The sequence below is a fragment of the Deltaproteobacteria bacterium genome, from assembly GCA_016709225.1.
Classification (GTDB): Bacteria; Myxococcota_A; Polyangia; order Nannocystales; family Nannocystaceae; genus Xiheibacterium; species Xiheibacterium phototrophicum.
The window spans coordinates 1,318,258-1,345,071 of sequence record JADJEE010000002.1 but is presented as its reverse complement, the minus strand read 5'-3'; the positions used below and the strand labels follow the sequence as shown (position 1 = coordinate 1,345,071).

General features: G+C 71.6%; 20 protein-coding genes. 7 read left to right on the top strand and 13 right to left on the bottom strand.

The window, feature by feature from the left end:
- Positions 1–115 precede the first annotated feature (115 nt).
- Positions 116–1,414, bottom strand: a complete 1,299-nt coding sequence (locus tag IPH07_19815; GenBank protein ID MBK6919652.1) for a hypothetical protein — start codon at positions 1,412–1,414, stop codon at positions 116–118.
- Between the two features lie 202 nt (positions 1,415–1,616).
- On the opposite strand from IPH07_19815, the gene IPH07_19810 reads away from it, so the two are divergent.
- Both IPH07_19810 and IPH07_19805 read left to right on the top strand, forming a co-directional pair.
- Entirely contained in the window at positions 1,617–4,529 is a 2,913-nt protein-coding gene (locus tag IPH07_19810) for a serine/threonine protein kinase (protein MBK6919651.1), read from the top strand.
- Between the two features lie 20 nt (positions 4,530–4,549).
- Positions 4,550–5,152, top strand: a complete 603-nt coding sequence (locus IPH07_19805; GenBank protein MBK6919650.1) for an RNA polymerase sigma factor — start codon at positions 4,550–4,552, stop codon at positions 5,150–5,152.
- Between the two features lie 30 nt (positions 5,153–5,182).
- Here IPH07_19805 and IPH07_19800 read toward each other — a convergent pair whose 3' ends face one another.
- The 3 genes from IPH07_19800 to IPH07_19790 all read right to left on the bottom strand — a co-directional run bounded on the left by IPH07_19800 (position 5,183) and on the right by IPH07_19790 (position 10,184).
- A complete protein-coding gene (locus IPH07_19800) occupies positions 5,183–6,280 on the bottom strand; it encodes a hypothetical protein (protein ID MBK6919649.1) in 1,098 nt (365 codons plus the stop codon).
- Between the two features lie 92 nt (positions 6,281–6,372).
- Positions 6,373–9,015 (bottom strand): glucosidase, encoded by a 2,643-nt coding sequence (locus tag IPH07_19795; protein ID MBK6919648.1) that lies wholly within the window; start codon positions 9,013–9,015, stop codon positions 6,373–6,375.
- On the bottom strand, positions 9,012–10,184 hold the full coding sequence (locus IPH07_19790; GenBank protein ID MBK6919647.1) for a hypothetical protein: 1,173 nt from the start codon (positions 10,182–10,184) through the stop codon (positions 9,012–9,014). The genes IPH07_19795 and IPH07_19790 overlap by 4 nt, the downstream gene beginning before the upstream one ends.
- Positions 10,185–10,456: 272 nt before the next feature.
- On the opposite strand from IPH07_19790, the gene IPH07_19785 reads away from it, so the two are divergent.
- Both IPH07_19785 and IPH07_19780 read left to right on the top strand, forming a co-directional pair.
- Positions 10,457–11,767, top strand: a complete 1,311-nt coding sequence (locus tag IPH07_19785) for a VCBS repeat-containing protein (protein MBK6919646.1) — start codon at positions 10,457–10,459, stop codon at positions 11,765–11,767.
- A gap of 61 nt (positions 11,768–11,828) precedes the next feature.
- A complete protein-coding gene (locus tag IPH07_19780; protein ID MBK6919645.1) occupies positions 11,829–12,368 on the top strand; it encodes a DUF4112 domain-containing protein in 540 nt (179 codons plus the stop codon).
- A 26-nt stretch (positions 12,369–12,394) separates the two neighbouring features.
- Here IPH07_19780 and IPH07_19775 read toward each other — a convergent pair whose 3' ends face one another.
- From IPH07_19775 to IPH07_19755, 5 genes are read right to left on the bottom strand one after another with little or no spacing between them, the layout of a single operon-like run.
- Entirely contained in the window at positions 12,395–13,933 is a 1,539-nt protein-coding gene (locus tag IPH07_19775; protein ID MBK6919644.1) for a hypothetical protein, read from the bottom strand.
- Between the two features lie 15 nt (positions 13,934–13,948).
- Entirely contained in the window at positions 13,949–15,115 is a 1,167-nt protein-coding gene (locus IPH07_19770; GenBank protein ID MBK6919643.1) for a DUF2169 domain-containing protein, read from the bottom strand.
- Entirely contained in the window at positions 15,112–16,041 is a 930-nt protein-coding gene (locus IPH07_19765; protein ID MBK6919642.1) for a hypothetical protein, read from the bottom strand. Before IPH07_19765 ends, IPH07_19770 begins: the two co-directional genes overlap by 4 nt.
- Positions 16,042–16,051: 10 nt before the next feature.
- Complete coding sequence (locus IPH07_19760) at positions 16,052–17,125, bottom strand: DUF2169 domain-containing protein (GenBank protein MBK6919641.1); 1,074 nt, start codon at positions 17,123–17,125, stop codon at positions 16,052–16,054.
- Between the two features lie 21 nt (positions 17,126–17,146).
- Positions 17,147–17,761, bottom strand: a complete 615-nt coding sequence (locus tag IPH07_19755) for a hypothetical protein (GenBank protein MBK6919640.1) — start codon at positions 17,759–17,761, stop codon at positions 17,147–17,149.
- Between the two features lie 137 nt (positions 17,762–17,898).
- Between IPH07_19755 and IPH07_19750 the strand changes: the two genes are divergently transcribed.
- Positions 17,899–18,879 (top strand): alpha/beta fold hydrolase, encoded by a 981-nt coding sequence (locus IPH07_19750; protein ID MBK6919639.1) that lies wholly within the window; start codon positions 17,899–17,901, stop codon positions 18,877–18,879.
- Positions 18,880–18,883: 4 nt separating this feature from the next.
- On the opposite strand, the gene IPH07_19745 is transcribed toward IPH07_19750, so the two are convergent.
- The 3 genes from IPH07_19745 to IPH07_19735 form a co-directional block, all read right to left on the bottom strand.
- Complete coding sequence (locus IPH07_19745) at positions 18,884–20,212, bottom strand: aminotransferase class III-fold pyridoxal phosphate-dependent enzyme (GenBank protein ID MBK6919638.1); 1,329 nt, start codon at positions 20,210–20,212, stop codon at positions 18,884–18,886.
- Positions 20,213–20,287: 75 nt separating this feature from the next.
- Positions 20,288–21,406 (bottom strand): hypothetical protein, encoded by a 1,119-nt coding sequence (locus tag IPH07_19740; GenBank protein MBK6919637.1) that lies wholly within the window; start codon positions 21,404–21,406, stop codon positions 20,288–20,290.
- A gap of 105 nt (positions 21,407–21,511) precedes the next feature.
- Positions 21,512–22,942 (bottom strand): NCS1 family nucleobase:cation symporter-1, encoded by a 1,431-nt coding sequence (locus IPH07_19735; GenBank protein ID MBK6919636.1) that lies wholly within the window; start codon positions 22,940–22,942, stop codon positions 21,512–21,514.
- Between the two features lie 199 nt (positions 22,943–23,141).
- Between IPH07_19735 and IPH07_19730 the strand changes: the two genes are divergently transcribed.
- On the top strand, positions 23,142–24,524 hold the full coding sequence (locus IPH07_19730; GenBank protein MBK6919635.1) for a hypothetical protein: 1,383 nt from the start codon (positions 23,142–23,144) through the stop codon (positions 24,522–24,524).
- 209 nt (positions 24,525–24,733) lie between these two features.
- Positions 24,734–26,083, top strand: coding sequence for a hypothetical protein (locus IPH07_19725; protein ID MBK6919634.1), 1,350 nt, complete (start codon positions 24,734–24,736; stop codon positions 26,081–26,083).
- Between the two features lie 83 nt (positions 26,084–26,166).
- Here the strand turns inward: IPH07_19725 and IPH07_19720 are convergent, their stop codons facing one another.
- The gene (locus IPH07_19720) at positions 26,167–26,805 is read right to left on the bottom strand and encodes an NAD(P)-binding domain-containing protein (protein MBK6919633.1); all 639 of its coding nucleotides are present in this window, start codon (positions 26,803–26,805) and stop codon (positions 26,167–26,169) included.
- Positions 26,806–26,814: the final 9 nt, after the last annotated feature.

The following is a 26,814-nucleotide window of genomic DNA, read 5'->3' as shown; positions in this document are numbered from 1 at the left end:
TAGCACCCGGCCCGAGCCCACGCGTGCCGGACTGTGCGCGATGCAGCGGGCGACGGCGTGCCGTCGCCGCCACCACGCGGGTTCGCGGAACTCCGACCCCACGCACGCGCACGCGTCAGCCGTTCGGGTCGTAGCCGACGTCGCAGCCGAAGCGGACCTCGACCTCGGCGGCGTCATCGGCCTGCACCGTCGCGCATGCCGACGGGCACAGGTGAATGGTGTCGCCGTCGAGCCAGAAGGCCTCGCCGTCGCACGCCGCTTCGTCGGGCACCTGGTGATGGACGTGGGTCTGGCCGTCGCCGGCGTGGTAGTCGAGCTCGATGGTGTCGGGGTCGATGGTGCCGCCGTCGGAGGGCACGGGCACCGCGATGTCGCACGACGCCGGCACGGTCTCGACCACGCCGGTGGCGACCGCATCGAACACGGCATCGAAGGCGTCGTACTCGCACAGCGGGAAGCGCAGGCCACCGGTCAGCACGCTGACCTGCTGCATGGGTTGCCCGGGCTCCTTGCCGCTGAAGCCGACGCAATCGCTGTTGATGATGGGTGCGTCGGGCGGCCACGGCAGCTCGGCGGGGTTGTTCTGCGCGAGCCCTGCGATGGTGTGGAAGATGTAGTTGCGGGCCTCGGGGGTGCCGAACTGCTCGGGGGCGAGCGCGAGCAGGTCGGCATCGAAGGCGGTGCCGCCGGCGATCGAGTTCGACATCGACGCGGCGTCGGTGATGCCGATGAAGACCTTGAGCGCGTCGGGGCGCGCCCACTCGCCCCAACCCATCGGGGGTACGGCGTAGAGCCCCGACTGGGCCGCCGACGGCGGCGCGGCGTAGGTGCCGAGGATCGCCTCGAGGAACGAACCCGAGCCGAGCCCGATCGAGTACTGGTAGAGCAGCGGCCCCACCGGTGCGAGCGGACCAGGTGGGTCGCAGCCGTCTTGACCGAGCGGTGACGGCAGGCACAGGCCCGCCCCGGCGCCGTAACCTGCGATCGCGATCACGCGATAGTCGAGCCCGCTGTCGGCGAGCTTCTGCGTGAGCGAGGTGCCGAGCGTCAGCTCGACCGCGTTGCTCACCGGCTGCATCGACGAGCTGGTGTCGACCACCAGGATCACGTCGATCGGCCGCAGCCGCAGCGATGCGCCGACGCTCGTGGCCGCGCAGTCCTCTCCATCGGGCAGCGGCAGATCGGTTGGCGCGCCGAGGTCGAGCTTGGCCGCGTTGCCGGTGGTCGGGTCGGCCTCGAGGGTGGTGCTGTCGCCGCCGTCGACCCCGACGATGCCGTCGTCGCCGCCGCCTTGCGGACGAGGGGGTTCGCCGGTGCAGCCGAGCGCGGGGCTCGCCAGCAGCAGCAGGGCGAGGGCGCACGGCGATCGAGTGTCGGCGGCGAAGCGCGAACGCGCGGTCTGGGGTGTCGGCATGGTCGGTCCTCGCGCGGCAATTGGCGCGCGGCGGCTCGCGGATCACGGGCTCGCGAATTTTCCCGATTCGCCGTCGCCCGCCCGCAGAACCGCCCCCAGCACCGCCACGAGATCGCACTCGCCGGCGCGCGCGCGCGCGGCTAGGGGCCCGGCCACGGCCGCCGCGCGAGCGCGGCGCGGCAGAGTTCGGTAGCGTGGGGTCGTGGATTCCACGGCCACCGTCGCGTGGGCCGAGCAGCTGCTCGACGCGGCGCTCGCAGGGGGTCCTGGCACCTCGACGATGCCCGGTCAGGCGGCGCTGCTCGACGAGGTGCGGGCGCGGCTCTTCGGCGGCGGCGTGTCGCAGATCCGCTTCGGTCGCTACGAGGTCACCGCCGCGCTCGGCTCGGGTGGCGCGGGCGTGGTGCTGCGCGGCCGCGATCCGCAGCTGGCACGCGAGGTCGCGATCAAGCTCGTGCGTGCCGATCGCGGCGCTCGGGACTCTGCGGGTGGCGACCAACGGCTGCTCCGCGAGGCCCAAGCGCTCGCGCGGCTCGCCCATCCCAACGTCGTCGCGGTCTACGACGTCGGTCGCTTCGACGGTCCGCTGCCGTGGATCGCCGAGGGCCGCATCGCCACCCGCGGCGTGTACCTCGTCATGGAGCTGGTCGAGGGCGAGGACCTCGCGAGCTGGCTCGCGACCCCGCGTGCGCCAGCCGAGATCGTGGCGGCGTTCGTGGCCGCTGGTCGCGGGCTCGCGGCCGCCCACGCCCAGGGACTCTTGCACCGCGACTTCAAGCCCCACAACGTGCTGGTCGGTCGCGATGGTCGTATCCGCGTGGCCGACTTCGGGCTCACGTTGCCCCGCGGCGGCACCGACGACAGCCTGGTGCCGCCATCGCCCCACGCGGTCGCGAGCGCACCTTGGGTCGAGACCGAACAGGGCGTGGTGCTGGGCACGCCCATGTTCATGGCGCCCGAGCAGCACGCCGGTGCGGTGCTCGATCCACGCGCCGATCAGTACGCGTTCTGCTTCGCGCTGCGGGTGGCGCTGTGGGGGCGCCCGCGCTTCACGACGATGGACGAGCTCGTGGCGCTCAAGCGCATGCCGCCGGTGCTACCGCGGCGAGCCGGGGTCTCGGCGCGACTGGTGCGGGTGATCGAGCGTGGCCTCGCCCCGGCGCCGTCGGATCGCTGGCCCGACATGTCCACGTTGCTGGCCGCGCTCGAGTCTGCGAGCCGTCGTGCGGCTCGGGGCCCGCGTGCACGCGCCGTCGCGCTCGTGCTCGGCGGCGTCGCGCTGACGGTGCAGGTGGGCGTGGCCATGCGGGGTCCGCCGACGCCGAGCGCGTGTGCCTCCGACGATCCCGGCTGGTCGCAGGTGTGGAACGGCGAGGCCCGCGAGGCCGTCGCCCGCGTGTTTGCCCGCGACGCACCGGGGGTCGCCGTGGGGGCGATGGCGGCGCTCGACGATCGCATGAGCGCGCTCGGTGCCGCGTGGGCCCGCGCGCGCACGCAAGCGTGCGAAGTGCAGCGCGACGCTGCGAGTGTCGCGTGCCTCGAGCGGGCCCGCGCCGGTGGCGTCGCACTCGTGCATCACTGGCGGGACGGCGGCGCCGAGGCGGCGTTCGGTGCGGTCGATGCCGTCGAGCAACTGGTCGACCCCGACGACTGCGGCGCGGCCCGCCGCTGGACGGTGCCCGACGGCGTCGATCCGCAGATGATCGAGATCGAAGCCCTGCTCGCGACCGGGCGCGTGCGCGAGGCCGCCGAGCAGGCGGCCGCGGCTGCACCGACCATGCTCGCGATCCGAAGTGGCGCCGACACCGGTGCGTCGCGGGTGTGGGCGGGGATCTCGATCGCGCGTGCGCTCGACCGCGACGGCCGCTACGCCGACGCCGAGCAGATGCTCGCGTGGAGCTTCGAACACGCGCAGGCGCTCGACGAGCGCGCGGCGGCGGTCCATGCGGCGGCGCTGTCGGTGGGGGTCACGGGCTTGCATCGCGGGCAGCTCGAGCTGGCCGATCACTGGGCGCGGCAGGCCTGGGCCGCGCTGGCCCGCGCCGGCGAAGCCACGCGGCTGCGCGCCGAGGTCGAGCGACAGCTCGGGCACCTCGCCGGTGCGCGTGGTCAGTGGGCGAGGGCGGCCGAACACTATCGCGTCGATCTCGAGCTGCAGCTCGCCGAGGGTGGTCCCGAGACCCTGGCGTCGATGCGCGCGCGCGACAACCTCGCTGGCGCGTGGACGCACCTGGGTGATCATGCGGCGGCGATCGACGCCTACGAGGCGGTGGTCGCTCACAAGCGACCTCGGCTGGGCGATCGTCATCCCGACCTCGCGATCACCCTGCACAACCTCGCGACCGCGTTGCTGGCATCGGGGCAACGCGCGCGCGCCGAGGCCACCTGTCGCGAGGCGTTGGCGATCTGGCGCGATGCCCTGGGCGAGCACCACCCCGACGTCGCGCTCGCGCACTACACCCTGGGCTCGATCCTGCTGGCCGGTGGCGACGCCGCGGCGGCGATCGTGGAGCTGCGGCAGGCGCTGTCGCTGCGTCGCGAGCTGCTCGGCGAAGAGCACGACGAGACCCTCGACACCGTCATCAACCTCGCCAGCGCGCTCGACGAGGCCGGCGACCCCGCGGCCGCACGCGCGTTGCTCGATCCCGTGGTCGCGATCCACGAGCGACCCGGCACGGTGCGGCCCAACCACGGCATCCTGCTCATCGACTACGCCAACGTGCTGCGACACCTCGACGAGCACGAGCTCGCCCGCGAGGTCGCGCGTCGGGCGGTCGCGACGATCGAAGCGCAACTCGGCGCCGACTCGATCGCGGCCGGGGTTGCGTGGCACAGCCTCGGCATCAGCGATCGCGAGCTCGGCGACCACGTCGCTGCGACGCGCGAGCTCGCGACGGCGCTGGCCCTGCTGGAGCGGCGGCTCGGTGCCGAGCACCCGCGGCTGGCCGGAGTCCACCACGATCTCGGGCTGCTCGCCCGCGCGCAGGGCGATCTCGCCGGTGCGCGCGTCGAGCTCACCCGTGCCGCCGCGATCAAGCGCACCGAAGGTGTCGACGATGCCGAGTCGGCGGCGATCGAGGCCGACCTCGCGGCCGTGGGGGGTGTGCCACCGTGAGCGACCATGAGTCGCGGGCGCTGCTCGAGGCCTGGCGCGGTGGCGACGCGAGGGCCGGCGATCGACTGCTGCAGCTGCACTTCCCCAGCCTGTGTCGCTTGTTCGCGGCGCGCGTGCCCACCCGTGCCGCCGATCTCATCCAGCGCACGATGCTGGCCTGCGTCGAGTCGCGCGAGCGTGTGCCCGCCGAGCTGCCGTTTCGCGCGTACCTGCTGGGCATCGCCCATCGCGTGTTGGTCGCCGAGTATCGCGAGCAGGATCGCGAGCAACGCCGCGACCGTGCGCTCGAGCTCTTCGATGCCGCGGCACTCACCTCGCCGAGCCAGGTCGCAGCGCGAAGACAGACCCAGCGATGGCTCCTGGCCGCGCTGCGGCAGCTTCCGCTCGATCTGCAGCTGCCGCTCGAGCTGCACTACTGGGAGGACTTGCCGCTGCCCGAGGTCGCGGTCGTGCTCGAGCTGCCGCTCGGCACCGTGAAGAGTCGCATGCGACGGGCCAAGCAGGCGCTGGTCGAGGCGCTGCAGGAGCGTGCGGGCAACACCGCGGTGGTCACGGTGGACGACCTCGCGCGGTGGGCCCGCGAGCTGCGGTGGTACCTCGGCCGCACCGGCGAGCCGTCGTGATCGACCGGCGTCTCGTCGTGTTCGCCGATGTCAGAAGCGGCCGGTCCACAGCACGCCGCCGGCGCGGCCCGTCGTCCACGCGGTCACGCTCGGGCGCCGCGCGTCGCGGCGCAGTGCCTTGCCGCGGTGCAGGTAGAGCAGTCCTGTGAACACCAGGGTGGTCGCCAGCCCGACGCCGAAGGTGGCGAAGCCTGCGATCTGCAGCTTCTCAAAGCTCTCGCCGTCGTTGCAGAGGCTGGTGACCCTCACGTTCTTCACCGTCTTGCCGCCATCTGACGACTGCCGTGCGAGCACGCAGTAGTCGGGCGTCGATGGCGGGATGTCGTTCGTGGCCTTGGCGTCGGTGAGGCTGTCCTGCACTGCTTTGGCCAGCTTCTCGGGCAGCGACGTGCGCAGCTGTGCCGAGGCGACGGCGCCGGAGACCAGGCCGAGGGTCGCGATTGCGATCCCGGTACCGAAGCCGGCCCACTGCCACCGCGGCGTACGGACGGCGAGTCCCCAGCGCAGGCGTCCGGGCGCAGCGTCCGGCGGGGCATCGCTCGCGACCTCGGGTGCCGGTGGCGGCGGTGGTGCGGGCGCAGCAAGCACGGGCGACGGCGAGGCTTGCGGTGCCCACGCGGGATCGCCTTCGACCGCCAGCGCGGTGATGGCATCCGCCACGACGCGGACGAAGCCCTCGCCCGCGAGCTGGTCGGACGCGAGCGGCTGTTGGTACTCGCGCACCAGCGTGCCGGTCACGACGTCGAGGCGGGCGAGTCGCAGCTGCCGGATGTCGTCGCTCGACAGCGCGCCGAACAGCAGGGACTGTGTGCGCAGCCGCCGACCCACGGCGGTCAGGCACGCGGTGTCGGCGAGTTCGCACTCGACCTCGTCGATCTGCAGTGCTGACTCGCCTTCGACCAGCCCGCGCGCGCGGGCTTCGTCGTGCAGCGCGGCGTCCATGCGCTCGCGCAGGTCGTCGTCGTCGCCCCGCAGGCGCAGCCAGGTGCCAGTCGTGGCCTCGGGGGCCGCCGCGGTGGCGTCTTCGGCGGCCGTCGCGGTGGCGTCTTCGGGGGCCGCCGCCGCGCTCGGGACCGGCGCTGCGAGCAGGAGCGCGAGACCGAGGGCCAGGGCGTTGCGCCGGGACATGCCGACAGGTTCCCGCCCGCGTGCCGATCCGTGAAGCCGCCGCGGCAAAAACCACGTCGCGGCGCCACGGCGGGCGCTCGCGGCCGGCCCGGTCAGCTCGAGCGGGGCTGCAGCAGCTTGGCCACCAGCGCGGTCCAGCCGGTCTGGTGCGATGCGCCCAGGCCCTCACCGGTGTCGCCGTGGAAGTACTCGAAGAAGCTCACGTAGTCGCGGAAGCGCGGGTCACTCTGGAGCCGCGCACGCGATCCATGCACCGGTCGTCGACCGTCGGCGTCGCGCAGGAACAACGCCGTGAGTCGCTGCGAGAGCAGCTCGGCGATCGCGGCCAGCGTCAGGTGTGTGCCCGAGCCGGTCGGACACTCGACCACGAACTCGTCGCCATAGTAGTGATGAAATTTCTGCAGCGACTCGATGAGCAGGAAGTTGATCGGGAACCAGATCGGCCCCCGCCAGTTCGAATTGCCGCCGAACAGCCCGGTGGTGGCCTCGCCCGGCTCGTAAGCGACGGTGACGGCGTGGCCATCGACCGGCAGGTGATAGGGCTGCTCGCGGTAGTGGGCCGACAGTGAGCGCACGCCGAACGGCGACAGGAACTCCGCGGGGTCGAGCATGCGTCGTAGCAGACGCTTGAGCCGACTGCCGCGCAGCAGCGACAGCAGCCGTCGCTCGCCGCGCCCGGGCTCTTGCCAGCGTGACACCAGCTTGGCCAGCTCTGGGCGGTGGGTCAGCACCCATTCGAGTCGCTCGCGGAACGCCGGTAGCTTCTCGAGCAGCGCCGGATCGATGACCTCGACCGCGCACATGGGGATCAACCCGACCAGCGATCGTAGCCGCAGCGGCACGCGCTGTCCGCCGGGGAGCGACAGCACGTCGTAGTAGAACTCGTCGTCGTCGTCCCACAGCCCCGGGCCTTCGTCGAGCTCGCGGGTCATGGCCTCGGCGATGTGTAGGAAGTGCTCGAAGAACTTGGTCGCGATGTCTTCGTAGACGGGGTTGTGCTGCGCCAGCTCCAACGCGATGCGCATCAGGTTGAGGCTGTACATCGCCATCCAGGCGGTGCCGTCGGCCTGATTGATGAAGCCCCCAGTGGGCAGCGGCTTGCTGCGGTCGAAAACGCCGATGTTGTCGAGCCCCAGGAAGCCGCCCTGGAAGATGTTGTGGCCCTCGCCGTCCTTGCGGTTCACCCACCAGGTGAAGTTGAGCATGAGTTTGTGGAACACGCCCTCGAGGAACGCGAGGTCGCCGCGCCCGCCGTGGTGCTTCTCCTCGATCTTGAACACGCGCCACGCCGCCCACGCGTGCACCGGCGGGTTGACGTCGTCGAAGGCCCACTCGTACGCCGGTAGCTGGCCGGACGGGTGCATGTACCACTCGCGCGTCAGCAACACGAGCTGGGCCTTGGCGAACTCGGGATCGATCATCGCCAGCGGCAGGCAGTGGAACGCGAGATCCCAGCTCGCGTACCACGGGTACTCCCAGGTGTCCGGCATCGAGATGACGTCGGCGTTGTTGAGGTGGCGCCAGTTGCTGTTGCGGCCGCCGCGGCGATCGCCGGGCGGTGGCGGCTGGTCGGGGTCGCCCTCGAGCCACTGGCGCACATCGTAGTGGTAGAACTGCTTCGACCACACGAGCCCCGCGAACGCCTGCCGTTGCACGGCGCGGGCGTCGGGCTCGGGCATGTCCGACTGCACTGCGTCGTAGAACGCGTCGGCCTCGGCGCGTCGGCGCTCGAACCATGCCGTGGCGTCGGCCAGCGGCGTCGTGCACGGCGCCGCGGTGCAGCGCAGCAAGGTCTGCACCTCTGGGCCCGGGGGGAGCTCGAACCGCTGCAGCGCACCGAACTTGCTGCCCGCGGCCTGATGCGCGAGCGCGTCGTGACGGCCGTCGACGACGTACTCGTGGAACGCGTCCTTGAAGGGCCCGTGCACGTCGTCGAGCCCGAACAGCCGCCGCACGTTGGTGTCGTTCTCGCTGAACAACGCCTCGGCCTCGAGCGCGTGGTAGAGCCACATCCGCCCCAGCTTGGGGTCGTCGAGCTCGACGACCCCGGGCTCGCGGCCGTGCATGCGTGGGCGCCGATGGCCAGGCGCGTGGGTCCACGACCAGCGGTTGCGCGAGCACGCCTGCGGCACGATCCACAGCGGCGCCGGCTCGGGCCCGCGGTTGATCGCGCGCACGCGCATGAGCGTGTCACCCGGCGCGCACTGGACGTACTCGACGAACACGTCGAAGTAGCGGTCGTCGTCGAACGCGTCGGTGTCGAGCAGCTCGAACTCGGCCTGCCCGCGCCCGCGCGCGCGGTTCTCCGCCAGCAAGCGCTCGTAGGGGAACGCGCGCTGGGGATACTTGTAGAGCATCGAGGCCCACGCGTGCGAGGGCAGTGCGTCGAGGTACCAGTAGAGCTCCTTGACGTCCTCGCCGTGGTTGCCCTCGGCGTTGGTCAGGCCGAACAGGCGCTCCTTGAGGATTGGATCGCGGCCGTTCCACAACGCGACCGAAAGGCACAGCAGCTGGTGATCGTCGCTCCAGCCGCCGAGCCCGTCTTCACCCCACCGGTACGCGCGACTGCGGGCATGGTCGTGGGGGAATGACTCCCATGCACTGCCCCGGGCGCTGTAGTCCTCGCGCACCGTGCCCCACTGGCGCTCGCTCAGGTATGGACCCCACCGCTGCCAGGGTTGCGCGTGATCTCGGATCGCGTCGAGTCGACGCTGTTCGTCGGTGCCGCGGGTCATCGACGTTGGCCGGCGAGTCGCTCACTGTTGGCGGCGCTGGCACGACCGACCGCGCGCACGTTGCCCTTTGCGCGATGGTGCTCGAAGAAGCTCAGGCTGGCGCCGACCACTGCGCCCAGGATCCATACCAGGTAGTAGGTCTTGTAGGCGGCACACGTGACCAGGTAGGCCAGCACCGCGACCGCGCCACCGAGCGCATGTGCCCGCAGCTTGCGCGATGCGCCGCCGAGCTCCCGCGCGAGCGCCAGGAGCGGCACCAGCAGCAGCATGGTCCCGAGGATGCCGAACTTCCACAGCTGGTAGGCCGCGAGGTTGTGCACGAAGGCCTTGTGGAAGCCATCGACGTCGACCATCGCGCCCAGACCCTGCCCGAAGAACGGCGCGGCCACGAACCCCGCCCACGCGGCCTCGACCTCGCGGAAGCGGCCCTCGATGGTCGAGCCCTGCCCGAAGCGCAGGTACTCGTTGCCCAGCTCGGCGAACGCCGACGACCACACCACCAGCGCGACCAGCAACACGGTCAGGCCCATCAGCGCTTGCGAGGGCTTGCGGACGTAGGCCGCGACCACCACGCCGAGAATCCAGCCGATCAGCATGCCGCGCGTCACCGACAACACGATGCCGACGATCATCACCACCGCGACCGCGGCGTGCAGCACCCACTTGCTGCGAGCGCTGCGCGACGGCGGTGCCGTGTCGCGCAGCACCGCCGCGAGGTAGAGCCCCACCAGCGGCAGGCCGGCGGTGATCTTGTAGTAGTTGAAGGTCGAGCGCACGCCGGCGGCGAACGAGTCCATCAGCGCGATCGAGACGATGCTGTCGATCACGCACACCCACAGCCCGGCCTGTAACACCCGACGCGCGCTACGGCCGGTACCACGGCCGCCGATCAACCCGATGATGAACAGCAGGTAGGGCAGCGCGTCCTCGATCGCCTGCTGCGACTCGCCGTTGTGCATGCTGCCCACGAGCACGCCGATGACGAGCGCGGCGCCCCACGGCGCCATGATCGCCAGCTCGTAGCGGGCCTTGCGGTCGGCGAAACCGAACAGCCCCGCGATGCCGCACAGCGCGAGGAAGCCGGCGATGAGCGGCGTGATGCCGTCGGGGTAGATGGGCAACGCGAGCGTGAGCAGCAGGCCCAGCACGGTCGCCGCCGTGGTGATCATCCGCGCCATCTTTTAGGGAGCTACGACCCGTCGGTCAGCGTAGCACGGGCGCCGCCCCCGGCTCGCGAGGGGTTCCAGCACGGGTCACCCCGAACTGAGCGCGATGGTCGACGCGCGCGCTCGCGGTGGTGCAGCGATGGACGGCGCACCGCGATTCCGTGATCGGTCGCGCGGCGGTCTCGTTCGACGTCGGCCCGATGTGCGTCCGCGCTCCGCCGGCGGCGCGCGCTCGACCCTTGCGGTCGCCCGCGACGGCGGGCACCTTGGAACCCATGGTTGGACAGCGAGGATGGGCGCGGGTGGTGGTGCTGTGGTGCGTGGTCGCGCCCGCGTGCGGCGACGACGTCGGCACCGGCACCGGCGACGGCAGCTCGAGCGACGGCGGCGAGACCACGTTTGCGTCCGCCGACGCGAGCGGGCCCTCCGGCAGCGCCTCGACCACCTCGGGGCCGACCACGACGGCGACCGCAACCACCGTGGACCCCGACAGCTCCTCCGGCAGCTCGGGCGCCGAGGGCTCGTCCAGCGGCGGCGAGCTCGACCCGTTCGGTCCGCCGCAGGCCCACGCGCTGGCGATCGACTTCGATCCGCTCGCGCTCGCGCTCGGGGACTTCGACGGTGACGGCGTGCTCGATCTGTTGGTGACCGGAACCCAGGCCGGCGTGGTTGCGGCGGCGACGCTGCAGGGCGACGGTGCCGGTGGCTTCGGCGATCCGATCGACGCCACGGTGCCGGCCTGCAGCGCGTTCCCGGTGGTCGGAGCGATCGACGACGACGGCATCGACGACCTCTTCTATGGCACCTGCGACGCGCAGGGCGTGTTCGCGCGCGGCAATGGTGACGGCACCTTCTCACCGGCCGATGTCATCGCGAGTTGGACCTCGGGCGCGCTGCGATCGAGTCGCTTCGCGGATTTCGACGGCGACGACCGTGACGACCTCGTGATGCTCACCGTGGACGCGGGCGGTGACGGCGTGCAGCTACACCTCGCGCTCGCGACCGACGACGCGACGCCGTGGCCGATCAGCAGCACGACCTTGGCGACGCCGCCGGGGTTCGAGCCCGCGGGACTCGAGCTCGCGCAGGTCGACGGCAGCGCTGCCGTCGACGTGGTGCTGGTCGACGACGGCGCGCTGGGGGTGGTGCGCAGCGTCGCTGGCCCCGGCTGGTCGCCGCTCGAGGTGCTGTCGGAGAGCGTGGCGCCGTTCTCGATCGATGCCGCCGACTTCGATGCCAGCGGCACCGACGAGCTGCTCGTGACCAGCCGCGCCGATCATGCGCTGCAACCGTTGCTGCGCATCGATGGCGCCTACGTCGCGCAGGCGGCGTTCGATCTGCCGTCGGCGCCGTTCGACGCCGCGATCGGCGGCCACGCCGACGCCATCGGCGTCGTGCTCGAGGACCTGCCCACGCTCTCGACCCTGCGCATCGACACCACCTCGGCGATCGTGTCCACCGGCAGCCACGACCTCGATGCGCCCGCCGTGCGGCTGCTGGCCGGCGATCTCGACGGCGACGGCGACGACGACCTGGTTGCGGCGACCTTCGCGGCGGGCTCGGTGACGGTCTTGCTGGCGCAGTAGCGCGTGAAAACTCCGTGGATGGGTTGCAACGCCGGCGTCCGTGCGCAGGTTGTGGCCACCCGTGTCCGCCGCCACCACGTCCGTGCAGCCCTGGTCGTCCCAGGACCCCGTCGTCGAGGCCGAGCAGATGGCCGAGCAGCACCTGGTGCGCACCGCCGAGGTCGAGCGCGTCGGCCACGTCGTGCGCTGGCTCGACGACCTCGTCCGCGTGCCGGGAACCCGCTTTGGCATCGGGCTCGACGCGATCCTCGGCGCGCTGGTGCCGGGCCTCGGCGATCTCGTCACCGGAGGCGTCGCCTTCACGGTGGTGGCGGCCGCCGTACGACGTGGCGTGCCGCGGGTCGTGATCGCGCGGATGCTGCTCAACATCGGCATCGACACGTTGCTCGGCGTGATCCCGGTGGCCGGCGATCTCTTCGACCTGTTGTGGCGCTCGAACACCCGCAACCTCGCGCTGCTCGAGCGGCACCAGCACGAGCTCGAGCCCCGCGCGCGCGCCGGTGACTATCTCGCGCTCGCGGCCGCGGGCACCATGATTGCGATCGGGGTCGCGGCGCCGTTCGTGCTGGTGGCGTGGGTGTGGTCGCTGCTCGCCGGCTGACGCCGCGTCCGCGCGGGCAAACGAGCTCAGCTCGCGATGGCCAGCCCGACCGCCACGCCGACGGCGATCGCGATCGCGGCCGCGGCGATGATGAGCCCGAGGAAGCGACGCTTCTCGCGGGTGCGCTCGAGCGTGTGCGTGAACGTAGCCTCTTCGTCGGGCGCGACCGTGGGCACGGCGTGCACCGACGCGGCACGTGGGTTCGTCGTCCGTGCGGCCTGCGGATGCGAGACGGGTGAGCCGAACACCGGCACCTGGGGCGGCGCGCCGATCGGCATCGCGGCGCTCGGGGGACGCGCGGGCGGGACCTGCGATGGATACGGCACCGGACTCGGCCCCTGCGCCGCAGGTGCAGCGCGGGGCTGAGGCGCGGCCGCTGGCACCACCATGCCCGGCGGGGCCGCGACCATCGGCGAGCTGCTCTCACGACGCATCTGCGCCAGCACGCCGTCGTCGATCGCGATCGTGTGCTCCGCGTCCGCGACCGCGGGCGGCCGCGCGCTCGGCATCCGCGGCGGAACCTGCATCGGTGGCGGCGGCAGCGAGGGTGGCGGCGGCAGCGAGGGTGGAGGCGGCGCGTGCATCGGCACCTGCGGCCCGGGGATGGCGACCGGTGCGTCGAGCAAGGGTGGCCCTCCGAGCTCGCTCTCGCGATCGCTGGCCGCGGCCTGCTCGCGCAGCAGATCGGTCACGAGCGCGGCCAGACGCGCGACCGGATCGCCAGTGCGGGTCCAGCCGCGCAGCAGGGCTGCGATCGCGGCCGGGTTGCGCGGGCGCTGGGCCGGCACGCGCGTGAGCAGTGCGATGCGCAGCGCCTCGAGCTGCGGCGGCACCGGTCGTGACAGCTCGGGCACGGTGCCGGCGAGCAGCGCCTGGTAGACCGCGCGCGCGTCGGCTTGATCGGCGCGGTACGGCCGACCGTCGAGCAGGCTGTGGAGGATCGCACCGACGCCGTAGACGTCGGCGGCGGGCGTGCGCGCCCTCGTGCCGACCCGCTCCGGTGCGGCGTAGCGCAGCTGGCCGATCTCGCGATCGAGCAGGCGGCTGGGATCATCGTCGCCCAGCGGCGCGCCGAACCCGGCCAGCGCGACCGCGCCGCTGCGATCGATCCACACCGCGCTGGGCTGCACGGCGCCATGGACGATGCCGGCTTGTTCACCGGCGTCGAGCTGCGCGTGGGCGTGGGCGAGCGCGGCCAACAAGCCCTCGGCGATGTGCACGACGACCGTGACGAACTCGGGCTCCGACGCTTGGCGCAGCCGCTCGAGCGTGGGCGCAAGCTCGGGGAGCCACAGGCCCGGTCGCCAGTCGCAGACCAGCGCGGTCCACGGCTCGGCGTCGATCTGCTCGCGCGCGTGCACGATGTTGGGGTGCTCGAGGAAGGCGCCGAGCTCGGCCTCGGTACCGAACGCCCGCGCCGATGGTGCGCGTCGCAGGCGGATGGTCACGGCGGCGGTGGCCGAGTCGCTGCGGCGCGCGAGCCAGCGCTGCTCGAGCTCGTCGCTGCGCTCGCAGCGGACCAGTGTGTATGCACCGAGGACGGCGCCGCGTTCGGGCTCCTGCACGGCGGCTCCAGTGTATCAAGCCGGACGCGGTGGCGTCACGCCGCCGGCCGGCACCGGTGGCGGCGCATGGTCGATCGGCGCGTCACCGTCGACCGACACCGTCAGTGGGATCGTGCGGTGGATGCCGGGGATGAAGCGGCGGTGCATGTGCGTGGTGACGGCGGCAAAGGTGAAGGTCGCGAGGTTCTCGTTGGGTCGCAGCACCACCAGCTGCGGTCGCGCGAGCAGCTGTTCGCGACGACCCTCGAGCGCAATTTCCACGTGGGGCGCAGCTGGCATCGCGCACGTCAGCGTGCGCGCGTCGGCCGACATGCCCGCGACCGCGAACGGCGTGCCCGCGGGCAGCTCTGGGAAGGCCAGCCCGGCCGCGGCCTCCTGTCGCGCGAGCTCGGGCAGGCCGGCACCACGGAACCCCCGGGGCAGCGCGCCGCTGCGCACCTCCGCCAGGCGCTCGTCGTCGGGCGCGGGGTACCACGCGTCGACGCCGAAGTGCAGACAGCGCGGGAACACGAACGGCGGCACCAGCTCGAAGCACACCGGCGGCGGGCGCAGATACCACTGCTCCGGGCTTGCCGCGGCGATGAGCTCCGGCGTCAGCGGTCGCGCGGGATCCTCGAGGTTGGGCAGCTGCAGGCCCGCGGGGATCGAGCCCACCACGTAGCCCCTACCCATGGGATTGCGCGGGTACACGCCGGGATGATCGGCGGCGCGCTCGAGCTGCGCCGCGAGGGTCTCTGCGGGTGGCACCGGCACGCGCAGGTCGGCGCCACCGTAGGCGTGGGCCCACGTCACCGGCATGCGCTCGAAGTGCTCCGGCTCGCTGAACCCGACGCGGCCGGCGGTGTGCTCGACCACCCGCGGCCCGAGCACGCGCACGGCGAGCTCGCGGTTGCCCACGCGAACGCCCACCGCCGACTCGCGCACGGGCGCCGGCGCGATCGCGTCGCCGACGACGGTGACGTCGCACGCGGGCTTGTCGATCCAGTAGTCGCTGCCGGGCGCGAGTCGAGCCGGCGTCGCGGGATCCCACACGTCGTGCAGCAGCGGCTGCGCGGTGGTGCGTCGGCCGGTGCCGAGGTCGATCGTGATCTTCACGATCGCGAAGATCAGCTGCGGCGCCTGCCCCCGCGGCAGCAGGCCCACGGTCGCGTCGTAGGTCTCGCGGGCGGACGTGCGCGTCATGTCGTCGGCTCCGCGGGCCCGATGGGCTCGCCCCAGTCGCGCCAGCCGGTGCCCAGCTCGGTGCGCTGGCCCTGGTCGTCGACCACGGCGACGCGGCCGGGGCCCTGCTCGACATGGGTGAGCGACGCCGTCGTGTCGCCCTCGGGCCCGCGCTTCACCGAGCCCGCGACGCCGCCGACGCGGGCCTCGGCGGTGCGCGTCTCCTGGCCCTGGGCATCGCGCTGCACGCCGTAGGACACCGTGACGTAGGGCCCGAGGTACTCCATGGTGCCGCCGTAGCTCTGCGGCCCCGAGACCAGCTTCGAGCGCACGTAGCCGGCGGCGTAGGTCAGCGCAGCCTTTGTCGCGCCCTCGACGAGGTAGCCGCCGAGCTTGCCGAACTCCGCCTCGACCGCCTTGCCCGCCGCGCCCGCGACCATGCCCACCACGATGGTGGTGGCGATCTCGGCCCAGCCGAGCACGTAGTCGGACTGCGACATCCCGAACACGACGGTGTTGAGGCGAGCAAACGGTGCGCAGCCGGTCGGCAGCCCGAATGGCACCGAGCACGCGGTCATCGGCGTCGGCGGCCACGCGGTCAACATGCCCGCGCCGGCGGGCTGCTTCTCGAGCAGCACCTTGGTCGAGCCGAAGTTCACCTTGCGGCCCGATAGCGCGGTCGCGACCACGTTGAGGGGATCGGGCGGCACGCTCACGTGGGGCAGGGCTACGCCGATGTCGTGGCCTTGCTGCGCCAGCGTCTTCTTGCGGTGCACGACACGGGTCGTCATCTTGTTGCAGCCGAGCGCGAAGCCAGGCGGCCAGAACATCGGCGCAGGCGCCTCGAGGGTCGGCGTGGCGGGACCCGCCAGCAGCGTCTCGTGCACGGTCATCGAGATGACCATGGGCCAGGCGATGTCGGTGGCGTTGAGGACGTAGAACGACATCTCGACTCCCTCACGGCGCCGATGCGCCGAACCAACCCTCGTCGACACGCAGTCGCAGCGCGCGACCCTTGGTGTGCACGGCCGCAACGTGGAAGCTGGCGCGGAAGACCAACACGCCGAGCCGCTCGTCCGGCAACAGCAGCAGCGTCTCCGGTCGCAGTCGCAGGCGTACCGCAGTGCCGCCGAAGTTGCCGTCGGCGCTCACCGCCAGCTGCGGCACCGTGAACGCGAGCACCTCGCCGTCGGGGCGCATGCCCGACAGCCGCACGCGCGGCGGTCTCGCCGGCAGCGGTAGGATCCAGTCCGGGTGCGCGCGCAGGGCCACGCGATCCTGCTGCAGGCGTGCGGCGGCCTCGGGGCTGTCGGCGGTGGGCCAGCCCTGCGGCGGCTGCAGGGCCAGGCCACAGTCGCGCGGCACCGTGGCCCAGCAGGTCGCGTCGACCACCTGCGTACGCGTGCGCAGATCGACGCCCGCGGCGACGAGGTTGGGCAGCGCGGCGGCGTCTTCGATCACAGGAAAGCCATCGGGCGCCCGTAACCACTTGCACAACGCACGCGCGTGCGGCTCGGGATCGAAGCCGCGGCCGTGACGGTTGACGGGATCCGCGACCTCGACGACGGCGTCGCGGTCGACGTGCACGCGCGCGTGGCCACCGAACGCGCGCGACCACGTCATCGGCATGCGTGCGAATGGTTGCGGCGCACCGGCGATGTGGCCGTCGGCGCTCGGCAACCACCGTCGATCGCCGGTGACGCGGACGCGTCGGCTCACGCCGTCGACCGCGAGCTCGACGTCGCACGCGGCCTGCGGCCCGCCGGTGGTGCACGCGTGGCCCAGCACCAGCACCTCGAAGCACGGCAGCTGCCGCGGCAGCACATCGCAGGGTAGCTCGCCGAGCTCGCTCGGCTCGTCGGCGTCGAGCACCGGCTTGGCGTTGGCGACCTCGAGATCGGGACGCTCGCCGGCGAGTGCGAAGGTGGCCTTGGCCACGAGCGTGCCCATGCGCGTGGTGTGTCCGCCGGGCTCGGGGCTGCGCGACAGCACCAGCTTGGCGGTCAGGCGGGTGGTGTTGACCAGGCGCATCGTGGTGGTCCCGGGCGGCTGTCAGTTGAGCTCGATCAGCTCGCCGCGTACGCGGACGTCACCGACGGCATCGATCTCGACGTCACCGATGGTGCTCTCCAGCTTGATCGCGCCGGCGCGCATGGTCAGCTTGCCTGGCACCTCGAGCGCGACGTCGGGCTGGGCCAGGCGCAGCTCGGGGCCCTGCGCACCGCAGCGGATCTCGAGCAGCGGTCGATCGCGATCGTCGCGGATCGTCACGCACTCGTCGGCGCGCAGCGACAGCGTCGCGGCTTCGCGGGCCGCGGGCGCCTCGACCGGCGCGTAGCCATCGAGCACCCCGGTGACGATCGGCTCGGGCCAGTTCTCGACGCCCTGCACGAGCACGCGGTCGCCGGTGCGCACCACCAGGTGGGCGAGCGATGGAATCCACGCCTGCGTGACATGGCCGCCCGACTCGACCTGCACGCGCACGCGACCGGGCAGGCTCGGGTGACGCTCGTCGACGCACAGGCCCACCGCCGTGATCGGGCCCCGCGGCGCCGGACCGCGCGCGCGGTTGTCGGCGAGATCGTCGACCAGTCGATCGAGGAGGCGCTCGCCGTCGCCGTCGGTGAGCTCCGTGCCCGCGGTGGTCTGCGTCCTGCGTTCACCCATGTCCACACCCGCCGGCCGTGACGCCATCACGACCCTCGAGACCCTACTATCCGGCTTCGCGGGGCCGCGCAAGGCTTCGATCCCAGGCGTCGGCGTGCGATGCTGCGGCGGTGCGCCGCGCTGGTGTGTCCACCGTCGTGACGAGCTTCGTGCGCGGAGCCACCGCGACGTGGTCGCAGCTGCATGCGCGTGCCGGTGGCCACTACTGGACCCTGGCGCCGCACCTGCGCGACCGCGTGCGCCCGGTGTCCGCACCCGCCGACGCACCGTGGTCGTGCGTGGTGCCCGACGAACGGATGGGCGAGGTCCGCCTCGGTGGGCGACTGCACCGCGGCGACGACACCTGCGTGCTGCTCGTGCATGGCCTCGGTGGCAGCGCCGACAGCCCCTACGTGCGGCGGGCCGCCCGTGCGATCGCAGCGCGCGGCTGGTCGTACCTGCGCGTGGATCTGCGCGGCGCCGACGGCCGCGGGGAGGACCTCTACCACGCGGGCCTGGTCGGCGACCTCGAGGTGGTCGTTGCAGACCCGGCGCTGGCGTTCGCGCGCACGCTGCTGGTGGTGGGCTTCTCGCTGGGTGGTCACGTCGCGCTGCACCTGGGACTTCGGCCCGGCGATGCGCGGCTGCGGGCGATCGCAGCCGTGTGCTCCCCGCTGGACCTCGCGCGCTCGGCCGCGGTGATCGACGCGCCCCGGGCCACGCTCTACCGCACCCACGTGCTGCGCGCGTTGGTCGAGGGCCACCGCCAGGTCGTGGCGCGCCGCGGCACACGGATGCCCGGCACCGCGGCCGAGATCGCAGCGATCCGCACGATCCGCGACTGGGACCGGGTGGTGGTGGTGCCGCGGCACGGCTTCGCCGATGTCGATGACTACTGGCGCCGGGCCTCGGTCGCGCCACACCTGCGCGCGCTCGAGCTGCCCGCGGCCTACTTCGGCGCGAGCTGGGACCCGATGGTCACGCGTGCGAGCGTCGAGCCGGCGCTGCGCGCCGCCGGCGATGCCATCGAGGTACGGTGGTTCGAGCGCGGCGGCCACGTCGGCTTCCCCGACGCGCTGGTCGAGGGCCGCTCGCTCGAGGCCGAGCTCGTGCGTTGGTGCGAGCGCTTCGCCGGCTGACCGATCAGGTGCACTTGGCGTCGGCGATCGCCAGCGCCTGATCGAGCGCAGCGAGGGCCTCGTCGATGCCGGCGTCGTCGATCGTGAGCGGCGGCGCGATCACCAGATGCGAGATCCAGCCCATGCAGAACACGCCGAGCTCCATCAGCTTGGCGGTGACGGCGTCGACCACCATGGGCTTGCGCGCGACCTTGTCGTCGGGCGTGTTGAACGGCTTGCGGCTGTCGCGGTTCTCGACCAGCTCGATGGCCCAGAACATCCCGAGTCCGCGCACGTCGCCGACGCTGGGGTGCTTGCTGGCGAGCCCGCGCAGGCGCTCCCCGAGCTGGGCACCGACGGTGCGGGCGCGCTCGATCAGCCCCAGCCGCTTGTACTCGCGGATCGCTGCGACCGCGGGCGCGAGCGTGAGCGGGTGCGCCTCGTAGGTGTGGCCGCAGGCGAAGAAGTGATCGTCGAAGTGATCGGCGATGGTGCGGCTGGTCGCGCACACGCCCAGCGGCGCCATCGCATTGGTCACGCCCTTGGCGGTCACGAGGATGTCGGGCACGACGCCCCAGTTGTCGACCGCGAACCACTGACCGGTGCGACCCCAGCCCGACATCACCTCGTCGGCGATGAGCAGCACGCCGCGACGCTTGCAGTGCTCGGCCAGCTTGGGCAGGTAGTCCGCGGGCGGCACCAGCACGCCGTTGGTGCCGACCACCGGCTCGACGATCACCGCGGCGATGTCGTGCTCGTGGTCGATCATGTAGCCGAGGTAGTCGGCGCACGCGAGCCCGCACTCGGGGTAGCTGCGCCCGAGCGGACAGCGGTAGCAGTTGGTCTCGGGCCCGTGCAGCACCCACGGCATGGTGCCGACCGGCTCGGTGGTCCAGCGACGCCAGTCGCCGGTGGCGGCCATCGAGCCCGCGGTCGAGCCGTGGTAGCTGGTGTAGCGCGCGATGATCTTCTGCTTGCCGGTGTACAGCCGCGCGATGCGGATCGCGGTCTCGTTGGCCTCGGTGCCGGAGGTCGCGAAGAAGAACTTGTCCAGCCCCTTGGGCATCACCGTGAGCAGCTCGAGCGCGAGCTCGGCCCGCACGTCGCACGCGAACGCGGGGCCGATGAACGCCAGCGACTGCGCCTGCTGGGCGATCGCGTCGGCCACGGCTTGGTTCTGGTGACCGAGGTTGGTGCACACCAGCTGCGAGGACAGATCGAGGTAGCGCTTGCCCTTGGCGTCCCAGAAGTGGCAGTCCTGCGCCTTGGTGACGTGCAGCGGCGCCCAGCCCTTCTGGTAGCGCCAGGTGCCGTAGGTGTGGTGCGCGGTCAGCTGCGAGATGTCGCGGTCCATGGTGCCCCCGGAGGCGGAAGATCGGCGCGGACCATAGCACGCGTCGGGGCGCGTCGGGGCGCAGCCGCCGGAGCGTCAGCCCGGCGGGTTGTAGTCGTCGCAGGCCTGGTCGATGGTCGACACCGCCGACTGGAAGAACGCGACGTACTCCTCGGCGGTGCCGCAGACGTTGCCGTGCACGCCGTGGTCGCCCCACAGGCCCACGAACTCCGCCCAGTGCTCACCGCGGGTCTGGCCCGAGGTCGCGCAGCCGTCCCACGCCGGCGTCAGGCCCAACACCACCACCGAGCTGGGATCGCCGAGCTTGGCGTCGACCACCGCGTCGTACCACTCTTGCGGCGTGCCGGAGTCCTCATAGTTGGGGTCGTCGCTGACGAACGCGACCACCAGCAGCGCGTCGTCGCGCAGGAAGCCCTCGTTGCACGCGCCGGCCATGTTGAGCTCGGGCGACAGCGCGGCGATCATGCCGTCCATGGGTCGCTCGGAGGGGTGACCCGCGACGCCGACGGTGGCCACGCACGCGAACGCGGCCCCGAGGTCGGGCTCGCCGGGCTCGATGTAGCGGTTGCCACCGGCCAAGGTGCACAGTGCGTCGCTGCTGTACTGCCCCGCGGGGTGGATGACGCCAGCGCCCCGCACCGCGTCGCACTCCTCGAATGCCGTGGTCTTGATGTAATTGTCGCAGGTGTTCGACGAGGGGTCGTTGCCCACGAAGCCGTTGACCGTGTTGCAGCGGCCCCACGCGTCGGTGTCGGTCACCATGATGTGGTAGTCGCTGTCGGCGCTGAGCGTGGCCGCGATGGCGTCCATGAAGCCCGGGAACGCGCCGACCAGCGAGGCCTGGTTGTCTTGCATCGACACCGAGTTGTCGATCACGAACAGGAAGTCGACACGCTTGCAGCCGTCGTCGGGCGTCGGACCGGTGCCGTCGTCGGCGCTGCCGAGATCGAACAGCGGTGTGGTGCCACCCTCACCGAGTGACTCGCCAGCCGAGTCGGCCTCACCGCCGTCGCTCTCGACCGCCGTGCCGCCGCTCTCCTGCGAGCCGCCGCGCTGCGAGCCGATGCTCGAGATGCCGCTGCCGCCCGCGGTGCCGCGGCCGTCGTCGTCGCCGCCGCACGCGGCCAGTCCCAGCGCTACCGCGATGGCTGCGCACGTCGTCCCTCGACCCAAGTTGGCTGTGGTGTGCTTCATCCGGCCCTGACCCCCGGTAGACCACGTTCGACCCGCGAGTTTCCAGGCTCCCGCGGCGCGATTCGTCGGGGTCCTCCGCGTGGCAGCGCGGCGGTGTCAGCTTCGTCAGGAATCCCGTCGCGCGTCCGGCTCGCGGATGCGCCCCATGCCGAGGCGGTACACCAGCGCGGCGAGGCCGAAGCCGATGAACCATGTATAGGCGTAGAGCTGGTCGAAGATCGCGGGGACCGCGTCGACCCACGCCACCGCGTGCAGGAAGCCGGGCACGTTCGGGGCGACGCCGACGACCAGCGCGATCACGGCCCAGCGATTCCACCCCCGCGCGTACTCGTAACGACCGCCACGGCGGTACAGATCGGCGACCACCAACACGCGGTCGCGCACGAGCCAGTAGTCCGCCACGAGGATGCCGCCGATCGGTCCCAACAGCGCGCCGTAGCCGTTGAGCCAGCCGAAGACGTAGTTGTTCTCGAGCTTCCAAGGAAGGATCACGAAGCCGAGTGCGGCGGTGAGGTAGCCGCCGAGCTTCACGCTGATGCGCCGGGGCGCGAGGTTGGCGAAGTCGTTGGCGGGGGAGACCACGTTGGCCGCGATGTTGGTCGAGAGCGTCGCGACCACCAGGCCCAGCAGCCCGAGCACGACCACCAGCGGCGAGGAGAAACTCGCGATCAACGTGCTGGGATCCCAGGTCCCGGTCGCGCTCGAGACCGCGGCGCCGATGAAGGAGAAGTACGTCATCGTGGCCGGCAGGCCGAGGGTCTGGCCGACGACCTGGTCCCGCTGCGTGCGACAGAACCGCGAGAAGTCGGGGATGTTGAGCGCGAGCGTCGCCCAGAACCCGACCATCGCGGTGAGGAACGGCCAGAAGGTCGACCACCACGCGGCGCCGTGGAGGCCCTCGCGGCCGAGCAGCGCGCCGGTGCCGTGGGTGCTCCAGGCCCACACCAAGAGCGCGGTACCGCCGAGCAGCAACAACGGCGCCGCCGCCGACTCGAGCCACTTGATGGCCTCCATGCCGCGCGCGATGAAGTACACGTTCACGAGCCAGAAGGCGGTGAAGCACGTCAGCTGCACGCCGTTGATGCCGAGCACCGGCCACGCTGCACCGCCGCCGTGCCCGGCCACCGCTGCGATGGCGTAGATCGCCTTGCCGCCGATCCAGGTCTGGATGCCGAACCACCCGCAGGCGACCAGCGCGCGGGCGACGGCGGCGAGGTTGGCCCCGCGGACGCCGAACGATGCGCGGGCGAACACCGGGAACGGGATGCCGTAGGCGGTGCCCGGGTGGGCATTGAGGATCATCGGGACCAGCACGATCACGTTGCCGAGCGCGACCGTGACGATCGCCTGCAACACGCTCATGCCGGCCTCGACCATGTCGGCGGCCAGCAGGTAGGTCGGGATGCAAACGGCCATGCCGACCCACAGCGCGGCGACGTGCCAGCGCGACCACGTGCGTTGCGCCGTCGGCGTCGGCGCGAGGTCGTCGTTCCACAGACCAGGTTCGTGGGGCACGGGGGGCAGGGCGCCGGACATGACGGGTGGAGATACCGCGGCTCGCCGCCGAGCACGAGGTCGAAGCTCGCGGCGCGCGCCGCTTTCGGTGGGGGTCGGCGGGCGCCTGGAGGGCGGTGGGGCTCGCCGCCGACCCGACGAGAAATTGTTCGGAACACTCCAAGGCGCGGTGATCCTGCGCTATCCTTTCCTCCTCTAGCTGGGGACGAGGATGGGGACGATGACGATGCGGGGACGAACTGCACTTGCGACGCAGCTGCTCTGGGCGCTGCCACTGCTGGCGTGCGGAAATTCCGACACGCTCGCGGGCGGCGAGTCGACCGGCAACACCAGCCTCACCGGCGGCGGATCGTTGACCACCTCGGTCGGCACCGACGGCACCACCGGCAACACACCGACGACCGCCGACGCCACGACTGCGACCACGCAGACCACCGCGGAACCGGGCGACTCGAGCGGCGAGCCGTGGGACACCGGCCCGAAGTTCGACGTCAACATCGACGGCTTCTGTGCGATGCGCGAAGCCGGTGTCTACTGCACGAGCGAGAACCGTGCAGTCGAGTGCGACGCCAACGGCGAAGAGATCGACAGCCAGAACTGCAACCCCGACAAGTGCCTGCCGGACGTCGGCTGCGTCGAGTGCTTCGACGGCGACGTCTCGTGCCTGGCCAACAAGGTCCTGCAGTGCAACGTCGACGGCGTGCCCCACTGGGAGGTCGTCGAGGTGTGCAACCCGGCCAACCAAGAGGGCTGCGACGTGCCCTCGGCCTCGTGCGTGCCGCTGCAGCCGGTCGGCACCAACGTGCCCACCGGTGAGTACTACCAGTTCGCCGATTTCCACACCGGCTCGGGCTTCCTCGGTGGCTACGACGTCGACGGCTTCGACGACAAGCTCTACGTGCTGGGCAACTGGACCAACATCATCGACGTCTACCAGATCGAGCTCGAGGACTCCGACGGCGACGGCAAGCTCGAGCCCAATCAGCACCCGAACAACCCCGACGCGATGGGGCCGATCGAGAACCGCGTGATCACGCACCTCGAGACGATCCCCGCCTTCGGCACGCCGTCGCCGAGCGTGTCGGAGCTGTTCGCGCTCGACGACCGCCTGTACATCGGCGGCAGCCAGCTCACCGAGAACATCCTCGGCGTCGGCACCAGCGTGATCGCGACCCCGCCGGGCTGGCTCGGCGGCTTCTCGCAGATCGGCCACGACGACGTCAACGACGTGTGGTTCGCGTCCAACGAGAGCTACCGCCGCGTGATGCAGTACGACGCGAGCGACAACAGCTGGGGCATCGCGTTCTACTATCCGTCGCTCGCCGGCGACCACATGGACGGCATGGAGGTCGTGCCCTCGCCGACCACCGGCGTGGTGTACGTCTACGTCTCGGACATGACGAGCGACTTCATCGGGCAGTATCGCCTGCACCCGGTGCAGGGCTGGATTCAGGAGAACCTGTTCAGCTACGTCGGCACCGCCGGAGTGCTGCTCGAGGGCATGGGCTTCGGGCCGCTCAACCACTTCTGGGCGACCGGCGGCGAGTCGCTGTACGAGCTCGGTGGTGGCGACCTCGCGGAGTTCACCGAGCCCCCGGGCTGACCCGGCGCCAGGGATCTGTCACTCGCAGGCCCCGCGATAGCTCCAATACCTGATCTGCGCCGGTGCGCCGGGCCTCTTGGGGGCCCGGCGACCCCGCGTGGGCTCTCCGTTTTTCTCGCGCTGCCCTTGTGACCACTCGCCGACGGCGGGTTATCCTGGGAACGCGGAGCTCGTGTCGTGGGGGCGCGAGCAGGACGAGGGGGAGAGCAATGAAGACCAAACAACTGTTGTGGGCACTGCCGCTGTTGGCGTGCGGGACCTCGTCGCCCGGCGGCGCCGATGATTCCACCGTGAGCATGACCAGCCTGACGGGGGGCTCGCTGACCTCGACGCCCGACACCGACGGCACGACCGCGGGCTCGAACAGTGCCGGCAGCGACGACGCGGTGTCGACTCTGCCCGGCGACTCGAGCGGTGTGGCCGAGGGCGGCCTGAAGTTCGACACCAACCTCGACGGCTTCTGTGCGATGCGCGACGCCGGGGTCTACTGCACGAGCGAGAATCGGGCGGTCGAGTGCGGCAACCAGGGCGACGAGGTCGACAGCGAGGACTGCAACCCCGATCTGTGCCTGCCCGGCACCGGTTGCGTGGTCTGCCTCGAGGACCAGTACTCGTGCCTGGCCAACAAGGTCCTGCACTGCAACACCGCCGGTGTCCCGTTCTGGGAGACCGTCGAGGTCTGTGACCCTTCGGCCAACGAGGGCTGCGATCTTGCGATGGGCACCTGCGTGCCGCTGCAGCCGGTGGGCACCGCGACACCGACGGGCGAGTACTTCCAGTTCGCCGACTTCCAGACCGGCGCGACGCAGTTCTCGGGTGGTTACGACGTCGACGGCTACGACGACCTCCTGTACGTCCTCAACGGCAGCATCGTCGACGTCTACCAGGTCGCGTTGCTCGACTCGGACGGCGACGGTCAGCTCGAGCCCAACCAGCACCCCAACAACCCCGATGCGATGGGTCCGATCGAGGAGCGCACGATCACCAAGCTCTCGAGCTTGGCGGCGTTCGGCACCCCGTTCGGCAGCGTCTCCGAGCTGTTCGCGCTCGACGACCGCGTCTACATGGGCGGCACGCAGCTCACCGAGAACATCATCGGCGTCGGCACCAGCGTGGTCGCCACGCCGCCGGGCGGGTGGTTCGGCGCGTACTTCTCGCAGATCGGCCACGACGACGTGCACGACGTCTGGTACGCGTCGAACGAGAGTAACCGCCGCGTGATGCAGTACGACGCCAGCGACAACAGCTGGGGCATCGCGTTCTACTACCCGCCGTTGGCCGGCGATCACATGGACGGCATGGAGGTCGTGCCTTCGCCGACCACTGGCGTCGTCTACGTCTACGTCTCGGACATGACGAGCGACTTCATCGGTCAGTACCGGCTGCATCCGCAGCAGGGGTGGATCCAGGAGAACCTCTTCAGCTACTTCGGCACCGCCGGCGTGGTGGTCGAGGGCATGGGCTTCGGTCCGCTCAACCACTTCTGGGCGACCGGCGGCAGCTCGGTGTACGAGCTCGGCGGCGGCGACCTGGCCGAGTTCACCGATCCGCCGGGCTAGCAGGGTCCGGAAGAACGCGAAGCGTTCTTCCGGACACCCGACGGTCCCGTGCCCGACGGTCGGGCACGGGCGCCGCGCCAGCGCTATGCGGGCGGGCGCCCCACCAGCTGCCACGCGATCTCGCGACCCTGTCCACCGGCCATCGCCAGGTGGATCCACAGGATCGCGAGGTTCTCGAGCAGGCTGGCGTTGCGCAGCGGCCCGCAGTCGACCGGTGCGAAGCCGGCGGTCCGCGCAAGCTCGGCGATCGCCGCCTTCGCGTCGGCGTCGTCGCCGGCGATCGGCACCGTCACCGGCCCGGCGGCCGTGCGTGGGTCGCCGTGATACTCGTGCCCGAAGGTGTTGAAGGCCTTCACGACGCGGGCCGACGGCACCGCAGCCGCGATCGCCTGCGCCAGCGAGCCCTCGGGCGGCGGATTCCACACCGGGCCCCGATCCATCTTCAGGCAGTTGTTGGCGTCGACCACGATCTTGCCGTCGAGATCACCGAGTCCGCGGGCGACGTCGACCACCACGTTGGCCGGCAGCGCCAGCACGATCGCGTCGGCCTGGGCCGCGGCCTCGGCCGGGCTCGCGAACCCGACGTTGGGCCCCGCGAGCTTGGGTAGATCCTTGCCGCCGCGCACACCGAAGATCACCCGCACGCCGCTCGCGGCCAGGCGCGTGCCGAGGTCGCCACCGACATTGCCGGGGCCGATCACTGCAACCGTTCGAATCGTCATCGTCATCGT

Excerpts from the sequence above, each read along its gene's own strand:
- IPH07_19815 (MBK6919652.1), bottom strand. The coding sequence starts at position 1,414 with ATGCCGACACCCCAGACCGCGCGTTCGCGCTTCGCCGCCGACACTCGA.
- IPH07_19800 (MBK6919649.1), bottom strand. The coding sequence starts at position 6,280 with ATGTCCCGGCGCAACGCCCTGGCCCTCGGTCTCGCGCTCCTGCTCGCA.
- IPH07_19795 (MBK6919648.1), bottom strand. The coding sequence starts at position 9,015 with ATGACCCGCGGCACCGACGAACAGCGTCGACTCGACGCGATCCGAGAT.
- IPH07_19790 (MBK6919647.1), bottom strand. The coding sequence starts at position 10,184 with ATGATCACCACGGCGGCGACCGTGCTGGGCCTGCTGCTCACGCTCGCG.
- IPH07_19785 (MBK6919646.1), top strand. The coding sequence starts at position 10,457 with ATGGTTGGACAGCGAGGATGGGCGCGGGTGGTGGTGCTGTGGTGCGTG.
- IPH07_19770 (MBK6919643.1), bottom strand. The coding sequence starts at position 15,115 with ATGACGCGCACGTCCGCCCGCGAGACCTACGACGCGACCGTGGGCCTG.
- IPH07_19765 (MBK6919642.1), bottom strand. The coding sequence starts at position 16,041 with ATGTCGTTCTACGTCCTCAACGCCACCGACATCGCCTGGCCCATGGTC.
- IPH07_19760 (MBK6919641.1), bottom strand. The coding sequence starts at position 17,125 with ATGCGCCTGGTCAACACCACCCGCCTGACCGCCAAGCTGGTGCTGTCG.
- IPH07_19755 (MBK6919640.1), bottom strand. The coding sequence starts at position 17,761 with ATGGGTGAACGCAGGACGCAGACCACCGCGGGCACGGAGCTCACCGAC.
- IPH07_19745 (MBK6919638.1), bottom strand. The coding sequence starts at position 20,212 with ATGGACCGCGACATCTCGCAGCTGACCGCGCACCACACCTACGGCACC.
- IPH07_19740 (MBK6919637.1), bottom strand. The coding sequence starts at position 21,406 with ATGAAGCACACCACAGCCAACTTGGGTCGAGGGACGACGTGCGCAGCC.
- IPH07_19735 (MBK6919636.1), bottom strand. The coding sequence starts at position 22,942 with ATGTCCGGCGCCCTGCCCCCCGTGCCCCACGAACCTGGTCTGTGGAAC.
- IPH07_19730 (MBK6919635.1), top strand. The coding sequence starts at position 23,142 with ATGACGATGCGGGGACGAACTGCACTTGCGACGCAGCTGCTCTGGGCG.
- IPH07_19725 (MBK6919634.1), top strand. The coding sequence starts at position 24,734 with ATGAAGACCAAACAACTGTTGTGGGCACTGCCGCTGTTGGCGTGCGGG.
- IPH07_19720 (MBK6919633.1), bottom strand. The coding sequence starts at position 26,805 with ATGACGATTCGAACGGTTGCAGTGATCGGCCCCGGCAATGTCGGTGGC.